At 55.9% G+C, this 16,179-nt stretch carries 13 protein-coding genes; 4 read left to right on the top strand and 9 right to left on the bottom strand.

Annotation, left to right across the window (positions count from 1 at the left end):
* Positions 1-152 precede the first annotated feature (152 nt).
* The 3 genes from CA264_RS02245 to CA264_RS02235 all read left to right on the top strand — a co-directional run bounded on the left by CA264_RS02245 (position 153) and on the right by CA264_RS02235 (position 4,247).
* A complete protein-coding gene (locus tag CA264_RS02245) occupies positions 153-2,483 on the top strand; it encodes a TonB-dependent receptor (RefSeq protein ID WP_025604195.1) in 2,331 nt (776 codons plus the stop codon).
* The gene (locus CA264_RS02240) at positions 2,483-3,298 is read left to right on the top strand and encodes a DUF4249 domain-containing protein (protein WP_025604193.1); all 816 of its coding nucleotides are present in this window, start codon (positions 2,483-2,485) and stop codon (positions 3,296-3,298) included. The genes CA264_RS02245 and CA264_RS02240 overlap by 1 nt, the downstream gene beginning before the upstream one ends.
* Positions 3,299-3,467: 169 nt before the next feature.
* Positions 3,468-4,247, top strand: a complete 780-nt coding sequence (locus CA264_RS02235; protein ID WP_025604191.1) for a CPBP family glutamic-type intramembrane protease — start codon at positions 3,468-3,470, stop codon at positions 4,245-4,247.
* 253 nt (positions 4,248-4,500) lie between these two features.
* Here CA264_RS02235 and CA264_RS02230 read toward each other — a convergent pair whose 3' ends face one another.
* The 4 genes from CA264_RS02230 to CA264_RS02215 all read right to left on the bottom strand — a co-directional run bounded on the left by CA264_RS02230 (position 4,501) and on the right by CA264_RS02215 (position 10,254).
* Positions 4,501-5,316 (bottom strand): purine-nucleoside phosphorylase, encoded by an 816-nt coding sequence (locus CA264_RS02230; protein ID WP_025604189.1) that lies wholly within the window; start codon positions 5,314-5,316, stop codon positions 4,501-4,503.
* Positions 5,317-5,575: 259 nt separating this feature from the next.
* A complete protein-coding gene (gene sppA, locus CA264_RS02225) occupies positions 5,576-7,339 on the bottom strand; it encodes a signal peptide peptidase SppA (protein WP_025604188.1) in 1,764 nt (587 codons plus the stop codon).
* Between the two features lie 345 nt (positions 7,340-7,684).
* Entirely contained in the window at positions 7,685-8,953 is a 1,269-nt protein-coding gene (locus CA264_RS02220) for a replication-associated recombination protein A (protein ID WP_025604186.1), read from the bottom strand.
* A 146-nt stretch (positions 8,954-9,099) separates the two neighbouring features.
* Positions 9,100-10,254 carry an AI-2E family transporter gene (locus tag CA264_RS02215; RefSeq protein WP_025604185.1) on the bottom strand — a complete coding sequence of 385 codons (1,155 nt, stop codon included), beginning with the start codon at positions 10,252-10,254 and terminating at the stop codon, positions 9,100-9,102.
* A gap of 73 nt (positions 10,255-10,327) precedes the next feature.
* On the opposite strand from CA264_RS02215, the gene CA264_RS02210 reads away from it, so the two are divergent.
* The gene (locus CA264_RS02210) at positions 10,328-11,239 is read left to right on the top strand and encodes a DMT family transporter (protein ID WP_025604184.1); all 912 of its coding nucleotides are present in this window, start codon (positions 10,328-10,330) and stop codon (positions 11,237-11,239) included.
* 164 nt (positions 11,240-11,403) lie between these two features.
* Here CA264_RS02210 and CA264_RS02205 read toward each other — a convergent pair whose 3' ends face one another.
* The 5 genes from CA264_RS02205 to CA264_RS02185 form a co-directional block, all read right to left on the bottom strand.
* Positions 11,404-12,759, bottom strand: a complete 1,356-nt coding sequence (locus tag CA264_RS02205) for a DEAD/DEAH box helicase (protein ID WP_025604183.1) — start codon at positions 12,757-12,759, stop codon at positions 11,404-11,406.
* Between the two features lie 315 nt (positions 12,760-13,074).
* Entirely contained in the window at positions 13,075-13,887 is an 813-nt protein-coding gene (ygiD, locus tag CA264_RS02200) for a 4,5-DOPA-extradiol-dioxygenase (protein WP_036775041.1), read from the bottom strand.
* Positions 13,888-13,889: 2 nt separating this feature from the next.
* Entirely contained in the window at positions 13,890-14,879 is a 990-nt protein-coding gene (locus CA264_RS02195) for a YpdA family putative bacillithiol disulfide reductase (RefSeq protein WP_036775039.1), read from the bottom strand.
* 89 nt (positions 14,880-14,968) lie between these two features.
* Positions 14,969-15,493 (bottom strand): GNAT family N-acetyltransferase, encoded by a 525-nt coding sequence (locus CA264_RS02190; RefSeq protein ID WP_025604180.1) that lies wholly within the window; start codon positions 15,491-15,493, stop codon positions 14,969-14,971.
* A 156-nt stretch (positions 15,494-15,649) separates the two neighbouring features.
* The gene (locus CA264_RS02185) at positions 15,650-16,018 is read right to left on the bottom strand and encodes a response regulator transcription factor (protein ID WP_025604179.1); all 369 of its coding nucleotides are present in this window, start codon (positions 16,016-16,018) and stop codon (positions 15,650-15,652) included.
* Between the last annotated feature and the right edge of the window lie 161 nt (positions 16,019-16,179).

The following is a 16,179-nucleotide window of genomic DNA, read 5'->3' as shown; positions in this document are numbered from 1 at the left end:
TGGAGCAGCGGCTTTCGCCTTTTACCAAAAACATTGGCGGCAACAAACTAAATAACGTATCAGGGAGTTTATTCATGGTAGTGGATGAAACACTTCGTTTTGCGTTTCAGTTAGCATAATTTCACTGCGACGCCAATTTAACATCTTGCTGGATGCGCTTTTTCTACCAGTACACCCTTACCCTGTTACTGCTCACACTATTTTCTTTGCCCGTGCTGGCGCAAAGGCAGGTAGTGCAGGGCCACGTGCGCGCTGAAAGCAACGGAGAGGCGCTGATTGGCGCCACGGTCTCGGTGCCGGCCATTCAGGCAGGAACGGTTACCGACGAGCAGGGCTTTTACTCGCTCAGCCTTCCGGAAGGGGAGCACACACTGCAGGCCACCTACGTCGGCTACGATGTTGCCACCCGCACCGTTCGCGTACGCGCAAAGGCCCAGACGGAGAACTTCAGGCTTGCGCATGCCTCCAATGAGCTGACCGTGGTGGAGATACAGGCAAACTCGCTGCAACAGAAACTAAACGATACCCGCATGAGCGTAGAGTCGCTCACCACGCGCGACGCAAAGCTGCTCCCAGCCCTGTTCGGGGAGGTGGACCTGATCAAGACCATGCAGCTGAAGCCGGGCATTCAGTCGGGTGGCGAGGGCACCTCGGGCCTTTACGTGCGCGGCGGCGGCCCGGACCAGAACCTGGTGCTGCTCGACGATGCCGTTATCTACAACGCCTCTCACCTCTTCGGCTTCTTCAGCGTGTTTAACCCGGATGCAGTCAGGCGGGTGGAGCTGTACAAAGGAGGCTTTCCGGCGCAGTTCGGCGGCCGCCTCTCCTCAGTGGTGGATGTAGACCAGAACACCGGCAATAAGGAGCGCGTCAGCGCCAGGGGCGGGCTTGGGCTAATCTCCTCCCGCCTTACCGTAGATGGCCCTATTACCAAGGACAAGGGCACCTTCCTGGTGTCGGGCCGGCGAACGTACGTTGATATCTTTACACGCCAGATCAACCGCCTGAACGAGGATGATAAGGAGTACGACCCTATTCCGGACTACTACTTCTACGACCTGAACACCAGGCTGGACTACCCGCTGGGCGAGAAGGATGAGTTGACGCTAAGCGGCTATTACGGCCGCGATTTTTTTGGCTTCAACGACAGCGACTTCACCTTCGGCTTTGACTGGGGCAACAGCATGGCGAACTTGAGCTGGCGGCACAAGTTCAGCAAAAACCTGTTTGCCACCACCTCCGCGAGCACCACCGGCTACAAGTATAACATCAACAACAAAATCGATATTTTCAGCTTTAAGCTGACCTCTGCCATCCAGGACTATACGCTGAAGACAGACGTAGACTGGTTTCTGGAAGGAGGCCACAGCCTGAAGTTTGGGGCCCAGGCCACACGGCACTACTTCACGGTGGGGCGCCTCAACTTCGACTCCGATGACAACAGCCAGCGCTTCAGCTCCGGCAGCAAGCTTCAGGCGAGCGAGTTTGGCGTGTATGCCTCCGACGACTACGCCGTAAATGCCCTGCTCTCGTTTAACTACGGCCTGCGCTTCTCCGGCTTCTACAGCGACGGCAAACTTTACACCGGGCTGGAGCCTCGCGTTTCCGCCAAGTATAACTTCAGCGAAAGCAGCTCCTTTAAGGCCAGCTATGCCAACATGATGCAGTATGTGCACCTGGTGGCAAACTCCGGCGCATCGCTGCCTACCGATATCTGGTTTCCCTCTACCTCGCAGGTAAAGCCGCAGCGCTCACAGCAGGTTGCCCTGAGCTACAGCAAACTCTTCGGCAAAGGCAAGTACCTGCTCACTAACGAGGTGTACTACAAGTGGATGCATAACCAGATTGATTTCCGGGACGGGGCCAACCTGTTTGTGAACGACAGCCTCGAAAACGAGTTCCTGTTCGGCAAAGGCAGAAGCTACGGCACCGAGATATACCTGGAGAAGGTAAAGGGCAAGACAACCGGCTGGCTGGGCTACACCCTCTCCTGGACCTACCGCAAGTTCGACAGCGACAATGAACTGGACGAAATAAACGACGGCCGCTGGTTTCCGACCCGCTACGACCGCCGCCACGACATCAGCCTGGTGCTCATGCACCGGCTCAACAAGCGCCTGAGCCTTACCGGCGCCTTTGTGTACGGCACCGGCAATGCCTACTCGCTTCCGGTAGCCAGGTTCGCCTTTCAGGACGTGGAAGGCAAATCGGCCTCTGTGGTGCCTATTTACGAGGAGCGGAACACCTTCCGGCTACCGGCCAGCCACCGCCTGGACGTAGGGGCGGTACTCAAGCTGAAACCAAAGCGCGGCGAGGCTGACCTGACGTTCAGCGTGTACAATGTGTACAACCGCCGCAACCCCTATTTTGTGTACTTTGAACAGGTAAAGGACGCGAACGGAAAGGAGACGCTGGGCTTCCAGGGCAAGCAGGTGTCGCTGTTCCCGCTGGTTCCTTCGGTTACCTATAACTTTAAATTCTGATGAAGCTGAAGCGCTTTTTATACGCCTTGCTACTGCCTCTTTTGGCCCTGCTATCCGCCTGCGACATGGAGAAGGACATTGAGGTGGACCTACCCGACCACGCCCCTCAGTTAGTGGTGGAGTGTTACCTGGAGCCGGGGAAGCCGCTCCGGGCAACGGTGCTGGAGAGCTCCGGCTACTTTGACGAGCCTGTGCCGCCCCTGGTGCCCGATGCCCGGGTATACATCACGCACAACGGGCAGCGGGTTGAGCTGGAGTATAAACCGACGCTGGTCCAAAACACCGGCCGCTTTTACACCCATACTTCTGATGTTGTGATGGACGGCAAGCCCGGCGATATGTACAGCCTGGAAGTAGCCGACTCCAGGGGCAGGAAGCTCACAGGATTCACGACGGTGCTCAGCATCGTACCGATAGACGAGGTGGAGTGGAAGTTTAACGACAAAGACAAAGCCTACCTGGTCACCTCCTTTTACGACAACGGCAATACCGCAGACTATTACCGCTACATGACGCACATCGACAGCCTCAGCAACGGCTCAGACCGCGATTTTGCCACTTCGGACGAACTTAACAACGGTAAGCGTATTTCCTACGGATCGGCGTATAACTACGAGGAGGGCGACACGCTGATCGTAACACTGTACCATATCGAGAAACAGTACTATCAGTTTCTCTCCTCCATTTCAGACGCCAAGGATGCCAACGGCAACCCCTTTGCGCAGCCATCCAAGGTAAAGTCCTCTGTAGAGGGAGGCCTTGGCATCTTCACCAACATTGCCTTCGACCGGAAAACAGTGGTGCTGACCAAGTAAAGAAACAGACAAGTTCGTGCAGTAGCGGCAGCCGTATCCTATGGCTGCCGCTTTTTTTTACCCCCTCCCCAACCTATACCGCACCGGCGGAGTACGCTCAATAAAGTTGTTTTTATATAAAAAATTTATATATTTATATCTTATCACTTTGTGTAACACTACAGCTCCTATGAAAACACCATACTTTTATGCTGAGGCTCCGCCCTTTGTTCCGCCCCCTTCTGTTTCGGATACACTGAAAAGGCTTTGGCTTTTTGCCAGACACCCCCAGCCCGTACAGCGCGAGCAAAACGTGGTGGAGGTGAAACTGCCCCTGATCTTTCAGCTTTCGCTTATCGAACTGATGCTACAGAGCGTCTTGCTGTTGCTGCTCTCCACTGTGTACAACCTGCTGGACTTGCAGACAGACGGCCAATATATCCCTCAGGAGCTTCTTGACAGCACATCGTTTACGCTGCTCTTCGTGGCGGTGGTACTGGTGGGGCCGCTAAAGGAGGAGCTGATTTTCCGGCTGCCGCTGGTTTACTCAAAAGGCTTTCTGGCGGTGGCCCTGGCTGTGTTCCTGTTCAACTACGGCCCCACAGTTGCCACCGCAGCAGGTGCCGCCCCGCTGCACTTTTTGCTGGCAGCCCTGGCCCTGGTTACCCTGGCGGCAGTCTACCTCCGGTCGAGCAGCCTGCAGACAAGGGTGCACCTGCTTTGGAAGCGCCACTTCGGCCTTGTGTTTTACACTTCCTGCGTGCTGTTTGCGCTGCTGCACCTGGTTAACTACCAGAACATACACCTGCCGCTTTTCCTGGCTCTCCTGCTGGTGCTTCCAAAGTTTGTGGGAGGCTTCTTTCTGGGCTATACGCGCCTGCGCCTTGGGCTGGCGTGGGCTGTGGGGCAGCACATGTTTATCAACGCCATCGCGCTGCTGTTGCTATACGGGTACCTGTCCGGGCTGTAGGAGGCTCCTGGCCTGATTGAGTGCTTTGCACAGAAACCCGGGCCAGCGCTACCCCGCGTGCACCCGACGGTACAGCCTGAACCCCAACGGAGTCTGCTCGACTTGACCGCATAGTTAGCCGCTGCCCTGTGGGACAGCCAGCGGACCACGTTTTGCTTGGCCGAAGGAAAGCCTTTAGCCTAAAACAGCGAAAGCAGGGGCAAACCACCCCTGCTTTCGCTGTTTTACAATGTTCTGCTTGTGTTCTGCCCGCCTAGCTGCGGCGCACCAGCTCACGGATCATCAGCGTCATGCGCGGTTCGGCAATGGCGGCGGCCTCCAGGATATCGGCCAGCACGACTTTCTTCAGGCGGTCTGGCGTGCACATATCCGTAATAACCGACACGGCAAACACTGGCATGCCCATATGGCGGGCGGCAATTACCTCCGGCACCGTAGACATCCCCACGGCATCGGCCCCGATAACAGACAGGTACTTGTACTCTGCCGGCGTTTCCAGCATTGGCCCCGGCACGCTCACATAAACACCTTCGCGCACATCAAAGCCCGCATCTTCCGCAATAACCATGGCCTCACGCACCATGTGCTCGTCATACACATCGCTCATGTCCGGGAAACGCGGCCCCAGTTCGTCCAGGTTCTTGCCGATAAGCGGGTTGCTTGGCTGCAGGTTGATGTGGTCGGTGATAACCATCAGGTCTGACGTGTTGAAGCTTGGGTTCAGGCCACCGGCTGCGTTCGACACAAACAGTTTCTTCACGCCCATCAGCTTCATTACCCGCACCGGAAACACCACCTGCTCCATGCTGTAGCCCTCGTAGTAGTGGAAACGGCCCTGCATGACCACCACACGACGGCCCGCCAGGTGACCCAGGATCAGTTTGCCCGAGTGGCTCTCCACCGTGGATACCGGAAAGTTCGGGATTTCGGCGTACGAGATGGCGTGCTGCACCTCAAGATCGTTTACGAGCGCTCCCAAGCCGGTGCCCAGTATAATACCGAACTCCGGCGCAAAACCGCTTGTCAGCTGCTGTATATAGTTGGTTGTTTCCTGTAACTGCTGCATCATCTTTAAATAAGTGAATGTTGAATAACTGAATGAACGAATCACAAGCGGGTAGCCAGGTAGCCTAGCTGTTGAAGTACAGCAAAGGTTGTTCAGGCTGCCTACCCCGTGATTCACGTGCGGTAAAGTTGCGAAAAATAGCTTTCTGATAAAACAAAAACCGCTTTCGGGCAAAAGGCCCAAAAGCGGTTCGTTGTGTAGAGCGGTTACAGAAACAAACGTGTTCTGCTGCTCCAGAAATCAGTTTCTCAGAAACAATCTTTTATTCCACCACCAGCTCATACGGCATCCGGGCCTGTATGCCTTTTAGCGAGGAGGCTTTTTGGTAGAGCTTGTAGAACGGGTACAGCTCGCCAAGGTCTGCCTTAATGGCTTGCTCCTTGGCCTGTGTTCCCATGCCGCCTAACAGCTCCTCCATGAAAGACTTGCGGGCGGGCAGCTCCTTCAGGCGGTAGTCGTCCTCCACGCCAGCCTTTTTGGCAGCTATGGCCAGTGCCTCTTCCAGTCCGCCGAACGTATCCACCAGGTTGCGCTGCTTGGCCTCAATACCGGACCAAACACGGCCCGAGGCGTACTCCTTCAGCTGGTCCTGCGACATGTTGCGCCCTTTGGCAGCCTTCCCTGTAAAGGTCTCATACACCTGGTTAATCTGGTGCTGCATAATCTCCTTCTCCTGCTCCGTCATCGGGCGGGTGATGGTGGGCATGTCGGAGAACTTACCGGTGCTCACATGGTCCACCGTAATGCCCAGTTTCTCGTTCAGGAAGCCCTGCACATTCGGGATAACGCCGAACACGCCGATACTGCCTGTGATGGTGTTCGGGTGCGCCACAATCGTATCGCAGCCCATGGCGATGTAGTACCCCCCGGAGGCCGCCACATCAGACATAGAGGCAATAACCGGTTTCACTTCTTTGGTGAGCTGTATCTCCCGCCAGATAATGTCTGAGGCCAGCGCACTACCGCCCGGCGAGCTGATGCGCAGCACCACTGCCTTCACATCCTCATCCAGTCGGGCCTCGCGGATAGCGTCGGCAAAGCGGCGGCCGCCGATGCTGCTCTCATCACCCTCGCCGTCCACAATATCGCCCTCGGCATAGATCAGGGCAATGCGGTTTTTAGAGGTGCTGATTTCAGCCTCATGCCGCACTTTCTTATACTTGCTGAGCTGCACCAGCTCCAGCTTCTCGGCCTCCTCTACGCCTATTTTTTCCTTGATGTAGGAGATGGCTTCGTCGTAGTAACCAATGTCGGTGATCAGCTTATACTTCTTTGCGTCTATCGGGTCGCGCACCAGCAGGTTGTCCTGCACGTTTTCCAGCTCCTCGGGCGTAATGCCGCGTGAGGCCGCAATCTGCTTTAACTGATAGCCGTTGATGGAGTTGAGGAAGGAGTTCAGCTGCTCCCGGTTCGCCTCACTGGCCTTCTCCAGGAAGAACGGCTCCACGGCGCTTTTATAAGTACCTACTTTAAAGATCTGCGCCTCGATATTCAACTTGTCGAGCAGGCGCTTAAAGAAGAACAGCTCTGAGCTCATGCCGTTGAACTCCACCGTGCCCATGGGGTTCAGGTAAATTCTGTCGGCCACCGATGCCAGGTAATAGGCCTTTTCAGTGGAGAGGTCGGTGTAGGACACCACGAACTTGCCGGACTTCTTAAACTCGATCAGTTCGTTGCGGATTTCCTCCAGCTTGGCCATGCCAGCATCCACAAAGGTCATGTTCAGGAAAATACCTTCAATATCATCGTCGTTTTTAGCGCGGCGGATGGAAGCCTTGATCTGGTCCAGGCCATCGGTGCTGGAGAAGCCGCCGAAAGAAAAGCCCAACTCTGCAAAAGGATCCTCGGGGTCGCGCTCCGAGATAGGCTTATCCAGCTTTAGCTCCAGCACAGAGTTTGCGGCTACCTCAACCTCACCTTTGGAGGCCGTGCTGGCGGCAATGCCAACCAGCAGCAGAATGCCGATAAAAAAGAATATGAGCAGACCTACGATGGTGGCCAACACATATTTCAGGAAGTTTAGCATGTTATGTAAGGGTTTAAATTACTGTGTTATACTTCGGGAGCATCCAAGCCCCTCAGGCGCATGTGCCACACGTGCCGCCGGCGCTGCCGGAGCGCGCCTTCCGTAGAAGACGGGCATATGCTCTTACTCATCAAGCAAAAATATAGCTTAAAGTTCATCTCCTTCTTCCCTTCTCGACCAACCTCTACTTTTCCTATACAAAACGTATAAGACCGCTGCGTTCTGAGCCTCGAGTGCCGGATGATACAGCTATTGAAGCAAAGCTGAATTTTCGCTTTTTAACAACTCCGACAGACCACGAGCATCTCTAACAGCCCCAATAAACACAGGACTCTGGACGCAGCGTTAATAGTTATACTTCTTGCCCCACTGCGCCTGCAACTGCTTCAGCATCTCGTTTTCGCGCCCGTTTTTGCCCGGCTTGTAAAGAGCGGTGTGGCTTAGCTCCTGCGGCATAAACTCCTGCGGCACAAAGTTGCCCTCGTAGTCGTGGGCATACTTGTAGTTGTTGCCGTAGCCGATCTCCTTCATCAGCTTGGTGGGCGCGTTCCGGATGTGCAGCGGCACCGGCAGGTTTCCGGTCTGCTGCACCAGCGCCCGCGCCTGCTTGATGGCCTTGTACGAGGCATTGCTCTTAGGGGATGTTGCCAGGTAAACCGTGCATTGCGACAGGATGATTTCCGCCTCCGGATAGCCGATCATCTGCACCGCCTGAAAACAGGAGGTAGCCATGAGCAAAGCGTTGGAGTTCGCCAGGCCAATGTCCTCGGAGGCTGCAATCAACAGGCGGCGGGCGATAAACTTAGGGTCCTCGCCCCCCTCGATCATGCGGGCCAGCCAGTAAACAGCCGCATTGGGGTCGGAGCCCCGGATCGACTTTATGAAGGCCGACACCAGGTCGTAGTGCATCTCGCCGGACTTGTCGTACATGACGATGTTCTGCTGCGCCACCTGCTTCACCAGCTCATTGGTCACCACTACCTCCTCGGCTTTCACGCCTTCAGCCACAATCTCGAGCAGGTTCAGCAGCTTGCGGGCATCGCCGCCGGAGATGGTCAGCAGAGCCTCGTACTCCTGCACGCGCACTTTCCGGTGCTGCATCCACTCATCCTGCGCCAGCGCCTTATCCACCAGCTCTATCAGCTCATCCTTGGTCAGGTGCTTGAGAATGTACACCTGGCAGCGCGACAGCAAAGCCGATATCACCTCAAAGGAAGGGTTCTCGGTGGTAGCGCCAACCAAAGTCACCGTGCCTTTCTCTACGGCCCCCAGCAGCGCATCCTGCTGCGATTTGTTGAAGCGGTGGATCTCATCGATAAAGAGCACCGTGCCCTGCCGCTTCCTGGCCTGCTCTATTACCTCGCGGATGTCTTTTACACCCGAGTTGATGGCACTAAGGGCCACAAACGGAACTTTCATCTGGTTGGCGATGATGTTGGCCAGCGTGGTTTTGCCCACGCCGGGAGGGCCCCACAAAATCATACTTGGTATGACGCCGCCCTCTATGTAGCGGCGCAGGATGCCATTGGGGCCTACCAGGTGCTTTTGTCCGTAATACTGGTCGAGGTTATGCGGCCGCATGCGTTCGGCCAAAGGTATGTTCGGGTGAATCATTTCTTCTATACTTTCTCCGGAATCGGTTTAAGACAAAGCTACAAATTTGCGGGCAAAGAGCGGTATGCTGCGGCACCAATGCGCTGGCGGCCTCTGCGCCATACTTGCTGTTGGACTTGCCTCGCTGGCTGGCAGCCCGCGCCAGCTTACGGAGCACCGCCCTCCCCGGGTAGGCCGCCCTGGTTCTCCCACGTTAGCCCCTGCCTCGCCGCTTTGTCTTGCTCCCGGAGCGCGGGGTAGTTCATCGGGCTGTGCTCCGGCCGCTCGTCGCCGAAGAGCACGCCCCACTGCTTAAAGCGCTCGCTACGGTCGAAGATAACTTTCAGCACCGCAATAATGGGCAGCGACAGGAACATACCCGGTATACCGGCCACCTCCCCCGCCACCAGCACCCCTACAATGGCGGCAAGGGCGTTTATCTTCACTTTAGAGCCTACTATGCGCGGCATCAGGATGTTGTTGTCCAGGAACTGCACGGCGGCAATGGTACCGAGCACGACGATAATGGGCCACAGCTCAGCCGCCGAGGCCAGGGTAATCAGCACCCCGATCACGTTGCCCAGCAAAGCCCCCACGTACGGTATCAGGTTCAGGAAGGCAAAGATCACTCCGATAAGCAAAGCGTGCTTAATGCCGATGATCAGCAGGATACCGCCCAGCAGCACCGTCATATAGCTGACCTGGATGAGCAAGCCAAACAGGTAGCTTTTGATGATCACCTCCATTTCGCGCAAGGTCTCCCTCACCCGCCTGTAGTTCTTCGGCGGGAACCACAGAAACACGAAGCGCAGCAGCAGGTTCTTGTAAAACATAATCAGGAAGATGTAGATAGGCAACAGGCCCAGGAACACCAGCACCGAGGTAAGAGAAAGCGCCGCGCCGCTCAGCAGGCCGCCCGCGTAGCTGAGCAGCCTGTTGCTCTGGTCGCGGATAAGGGCCACCTGCTCTGCCGTGGAGTACGGCGTAAAGGAGCCCACCCATTCGCTCAGGTCGTTTAAGTGTTTTGTTACGTTCCGCTGGATGATCGGGAAGTCCCTCACCAAATCGCTTATCTGGGAGGAAAAGAACCAGACGATCAAGCCCATCACCAGTGCCAGCACCAGCAGGCTAATAGCTATCGCTACTGTTTCCGGCACTTTTCTGCTCGTGAAAAAACGGTAAATCGGCAGTAGCATAATGCTGATAAAGAACGCCATCAGCAAGGGGGCCAGTAAGCCGTTGGCCAGCACCACGACCCAGCCCAGGAAAAACAAGCCCATCACCTCTATTGACCTTCTGACAGTTAGGGGCATCTCACTCATACATCGCTTCGTTTATACTTTTTCTTTTTGTCCCTTATACGGAGCAGTCTGAATAAGCGCGTAACTTTGCCCTATGAGTAAACAAATACAGGTGCATGCGGCACTTTTTCTGGTAGCCCTGATCTACGGCAGCAACTACAGCATCGCCAAAGAGGTGATGCCCGCTTACGTGGGGCCCTTCGGACTGATTGTGATACGGGTGGTGTCGGCGGCTGTTTTCTTCGGTGTCTTCTCGAGGATGGTGACGAAGGAGCGGATTGTGGGCCGCGCCGATAACCTGCGGGTTATACTTTGCGGCGTAACAGGGGTGGCCGTAAACCAGCTTTGCTTCTTTGCGGGCCTTAACTTAACAGCCCCCATCAACGCGGCCCTGCTGATGGTGATTGTGCCGGTGGTGGTGCTTGTTTTCTCGGCCATCCTGCTGAAAGAGCGGGTGGGCAAACGCAAGGTCTCCGGTATTCTGCTTGCCTGCACCGGGGCACTGCTGCTGATCTACAACTCACGTGGCGAGAGCGCCACCGGCAACATCTGGGGCGATCTGCTCATCATTCTCAACGCCTCCTCCTTCGGCATGTACCTGGTGCTCGTAAAGCCCCTGATGCAGAAGTACAAGGCCATCACCATTGTGAGCCGCATCTTTACGGTGGGGGCCGTACTGGTGCTTCCGTTCGGTTTTCAGCAGCTTTTCACACCCGACTACAGCACCTTTCCGGTTTCGATCTGGGTGGCGATACTTTTCATGGTGTTTGCGGTGACGATTATCGCCTACCTGCTCAACACCTGGGCCCTGCGCTACGCCAACCCATCGTTGGTGGGCGCCTACATCTACCTGCAGCCGGTGATGGCCATACTTATAGCTGTAGGTGTAGGCAAAGATGTTTTTACTATTGAAAAGGGCCTGTACGCGCTGCTGATTTTTGCGGGGGTGTACCTGGTAAGCCGTACGAAGCAGAAAATACCGGCCAGGGCGGAGGCGGAAGTATAACCCACACCGCGCGTGTACCCCTACAGCTTATGCTCTCACAGGAGCTGCTCAGGTAACGGCCGCGATCCTACAAAACTGAACTACAGGCTCTGATGCGGGCAAACAAAAAGGTCCTGCCGGTTTAACCCGGGCAGGACCTTTTTTATCTTGTGCTTTTGCTAAGCTTAGGCGTTTGTTTTGGGTGCGCCGCTTCGGCTTCTGTTACCGTTGCTTCGGTTACCGCCTCCGTTACGCGGCCCTCCGGCCGGCCTGTTACGGTTTGCGCTTCCGGCGCTACCGCCACCTTCTCCAGAGGGTTTGTTGCCCCAGCGGCTACGGCCACCTCTGCCACCCTGCTTCTTCTGCTCTTTTACCGTGCTAGCTGCCTCGGCAAAATCCTTCGCGGTAAGCGGGTACGGGTGGTTATCGATAACCGGCACATTCTTGGAAATCAGCTTTTGGATGCTGGCCAGGTACGGCACCTCATCGGCACCGCAGAACGACAGCGCAATACCACTCGCTCCGGCACGGCCTGTACGACCGATGCGGTGCACGTAGGTCTCCGGCTCATTTGGCAGCTCATAGTTCACCACGTGGCTCAGGTCGTCCACGTCGATGCCTCGTGCGGCAATGTCCGTCGCCACCAGCACACGCGTTCTGCGCGACTTAAAGTTATCCAGGGCGCGCACACGGGCGTTCTGCGCTTTGTTACCGTGTATGGCTTCGGCTGTTACGCCAGCCTTGGCAATGTCTTTGGCTACGCGGTCAGCGCCACGCTTGGTGCGGGTAAACACCAGCACGCTCTCCATCTCCTCGTCTTTGAGCAGGTGCAGCAACAGCTTGCGCTTGTCCGGCCCCTTTACATAGTACACCGACTGTTGGATCGTGTTGGCTGTAGACGATACCGGCGTTACCTCTACCTTGGCAGGGTTCACCAGGATGGTATCGGACAGCTTCATGATTTCAGGCGCCATGGTAGCGGAGAAGAACAGCGACTGCTTTTGCTCCGGCAGTACTTTCAGCACCTTCTTCACATCGTTCACAAAACCCATGTCCAGCATACGGTCCGCCTCGTCCAGCACAAACAGCTCAATGTGCTGCAGGTGCACGTACTTCTGCGCCATCAGGTCGAGCAAGCGGCCCGGAGTGGCGATCAGAATGTCTACACCGGCGCGCAGGGCATCGGTCTGCTTCTTCTGCGGCACACCGCCGAAAATAACGGTATGCTTCAGGCCTGTGTGTTTGCCGTACGCTTCCATGCTGTCTCCGATCTGCAGCGCCAGCTCGCGCGTTGGCGTCAGGATCAGCGCTTTTATCTTGCGTGGCCCTTTCTCCGCTCCCTGCTTCTCGTGCAGCAACTGCAGAATGGGAATAGAGAAAGCCGCTGTTTTACCGGTACCCGTCTGGGCACAGCCTAGCAGGTCTTTCTTCTCAAGTATAAGCGGGATGGATTTGGCTTGGATGGGTGTTGGGGTGGTATATCCTTCTGTTTTAAGAGCTTTTAGGATTGGCTCAATCAAATTAAGATTCTCGAATGTCATCAAATGGTTTTTCTAATAAAACCGCGCAACACCTTGTGTGCTGCTTTCGCGGTGAGATGGCCGGAATTTGAGATAAATGCAGGATGAGCTGCAAAGAGGCCATTCCCGACCGGTGTTGTTTGTACTAACTCTTAAAACCCAACTATAGTTCTAAGGCGAAAAGTAAGATGCAAAGATAGAGCCAAGTTTGCTGCCATCCTAATACCTCCGTTTCGCCCCGCCCCTGCCCAGTTGTTGCTTTAACCGGTGGCTGTTCGCCCACCGCTTTTCCAGCTGCCTTAGCTTATGCGCCTGCCCGGGAAAAGCTGCGGCAGGCTACCCAATCCTTACAGAGGTCATAGAAATAGAGCCCAGCTGCAGCTTATCATTCAGGAACTGCACCTGCTCCTGCCCTTGCTGCAGGCCCAGGGTGTAGAGAAGCGGCAGGTAGTGCTCGGGAGTGGGAATGGCCAGCGAGGCCGCCTCTCCGAAGCGCTCATACCGGATCAGGGGCTGCGGGTCACCAGTAAGAATCTGCTGCTTTACCTGCTCGTTTATTTCGGTGGCCCAGCCAAACGCTTCGTCGGGCTTGTGCCAGTTAAGCGTGCGCAGGTTGTGCACGATGTTACCGCTGCCTATCACCAGCACCCCTTTGTGGCGCAACTGCGCCAGCTCCTGCGCCAGCTCGTAATGCCACTGCGCCGGCTTGGTATAGTCCAGGCTGAGCTGCAGCACCGGCACATCGGCCTCCGGGTAAATGTGCTTGAGCACGCTCCAGGTGCCGTGGTCGAGGCCCCAGTCATGGTCCAGGTGCAGTTCGGCTTTCTTGATGAGCTGCTGTAGCGCTGCGGCTGTTTCCGGGCTGCCCGGGGCATTGTACTGCACATCGAACAGCTGCTGCGGAAAACCATAGAAATCGTGGATGGTGCGGGGTTGCGACATGGCCGTCACGGCTGTGCCTTTCGTTTGCCAGTGCGCCGATACGCACAGGATCGCTTTTGGCTTGGCGATGCCTGCGGCCATACTTGCCCAGCCACGGGTAAACTCGTTTTCTTCCACGGCATTCATCGGGCTGCCGTGACCTATGAACAGCGCCGGCATTTTGGCCTCCTGCTGCGGCAACTGCTGTAATTTCTTCAGTACGTCCATGCCTATACCCTTTCTGCCTCCTGCTTTATATGGCGCACAATCTTCACGGCGTGCTCCCTGGAGTTCTCAATAAACCACACATGCGTATCCATCCCCCCGCAGATCACCCCGGCCAGGTACACGTTGGGCAGGTTTGTTTCCATCGTCTCCGGGTCATACTGCGGGTACCGTTTCTCGTCCTCCGTCAGATTCACACCCATCTGCTGCAGAAAGCTGAAGTCAGGCTGGTAGCCCGTCATGGCCAGCACAAAGTCATTCTCCAGCGTAAGCTTGCCTTCCGGCGTCTGGATGTCTACCTCGCGCCCGCGCACCTCGGTTATACTTGCGTTGAAGTATGCTTTTATCTCCCCTTCCTTGATGCGGTTCTCCAGGTCAGGCTTGGTCCAGTACTTTATACTTCCGAGCTCGGCCTGGCGCACCACCAGGGTCACGTCAGCGCCTTTGCGCCAGGTTTCCAGGGCCGCGTCGGCAGCAGAGTTGTTGGCTCCCACCACCACCACTTTCTGGCGGTAATAGTAATGGGGGTCAAAATAGTAGTGGCGCACCTTCGGCAGGTTTTCGCCGGGCACGTGCAGCAGGTTCGGGATACCATAGAACCCCACCGCCACCACCACATGGCGGGCGCGGTACTCGCCTTTACTGGTGCTGAGGCGGTAGAGGCCACCCTCCGGCTGCAGCCGCTCTACCGCCTCAAACAGGTGGATGTTCAGGGCGAACTTCTCGGCTACCCGGCGGTAGTACTCCAAGGCTTCGGCACGGGTCGGCTTGGCATTGAGCGAGGTAAAAGGAACACCGCCAATCTCCAGCCGCTCCGATGTGGAGAAGAAGGTCATGTTAAGCGGGTAGTTATAGATGGAGTTTACCAGGCAGCCTTTCTCCACGATCAGGTAGCTAAGCCCCGCCTTCTGCGCCTCCAGCCCCGCGGCCAGCCCAATAGGGCCAGCGCCGATGATTACTATATCGTATGTTGTATCCAAATTCTTCTTGTTCATGAGGTAGCACCGTATGTGCGCACCCTTACAACAGCAAGCGGATACGCAAAGTTTAGTGTAGGTACACTCATTATACCTGGGCAGCGCCTCTACAGCGCCAGCTTCATGATGTGCATGCCCCGGAACTCAGGCTTCATCTGCTCAAAGTCCAGTGTGTGCGTGCCGCACTTCGCAAAGCCGGCCTGCTCGTAAAAATCAACGGACTTGCTGCTGTCCATGGCCTTTAGCCAAACGACCTTCTTTCCCATTTGCAGCGCATACTCTTTTGCAAAGGCCACTGCTTCGCGGCCAATGCCTTTGCCGGAAGCCGCCTTGGTCAGGTAAAGGCGCTCCAGTTCCAGCGCCTCCTGCTCCGATGCCCCGCCCTCCAGCGCCTGGTGTATGTTGAGCTTCAGGTACCCAACCAGCTCTGCCTGATCATAAATCAGGAAAAAGGCTGTGTTCTCGTCTGCCAGCTCCCTCTGCAGGGCAGCATCGCTGAAGCAGCGGTCAATGTACCACATGCCACCGTCGTACCAGAGGTACAGGTAGTGGTCTCCGTAAGCGTTGATGGCGATATCCTGGAGTGTGTGCAGGTCTGCAATGGTGCAGGGTGTGATTCGTGTTGTATTCATCTTGATGTTTATCCTCCCGCAGGCTAATAGCAGGCTGCGTACAGGCACAAATTTACGCAAGCCAGCAGACACATGCGAAGCAATAACGAAAAAGGGCGAAGATATCCCTCTCCACCCTTTGCTCTAAAGCTGACAAGTACATTGCGCGGCCGCTGTTTACACCAGCTCCCCCTCCCGCAGTATCTCTTCCAGCAGCTCCTCCTCCACAGGCTTTACCAGAAACCTGACGACGTTGGGGTAGGCCTCGGAGCGCTGCCGGTCCAGCTCGCTGGTTGATGAGGTGAGGATGTAGACTTTCTGGCGCAGGTTCTGCTCCTGCATTTTCTCCAGAAAGCCCCAGCCGTCCAGCTCGGGCATGTTCAGGTCCAGGAAAACCACGTGCGGGTCCAGCTCCTGCAAGGCAGAAAAGGCCAGCAAAGGGTTCGTAAAGTCATGGACGACGCAGGCGGGGTCTACGTTCTTGATGGACGTCACCATGATGAAGTTAAAAATCTCCATATCGTCCACTAGCAGTATTTTTTTCATCTATTTCCTCTTATGCTCTACGTTTGGTTAAACCTGCGGCACACTTCCCCCTCTGTGCCCAGGCCATGTATAGTATCTGTTGTAAGACAGCGGCACCGGCCTCTTTCCACACTTTCCGGCCATAACGGCTTAAAGCAGGTGCAGGTGTAACTGCGTCACTT

This window comes from Pontibacter actiniarum, assembly GCF_003585765.1.
GTDB lineage: Bacteria > Bacteroidota > Bacteroidia > Cytophagales > Hymenobacteraceae > Pontibacter > Pontibacter actiniarum.
Note: the sequence above shows the minus strand (reverse complement) of the source record. Positions and strands in the feature narration are given on the sequence as shown.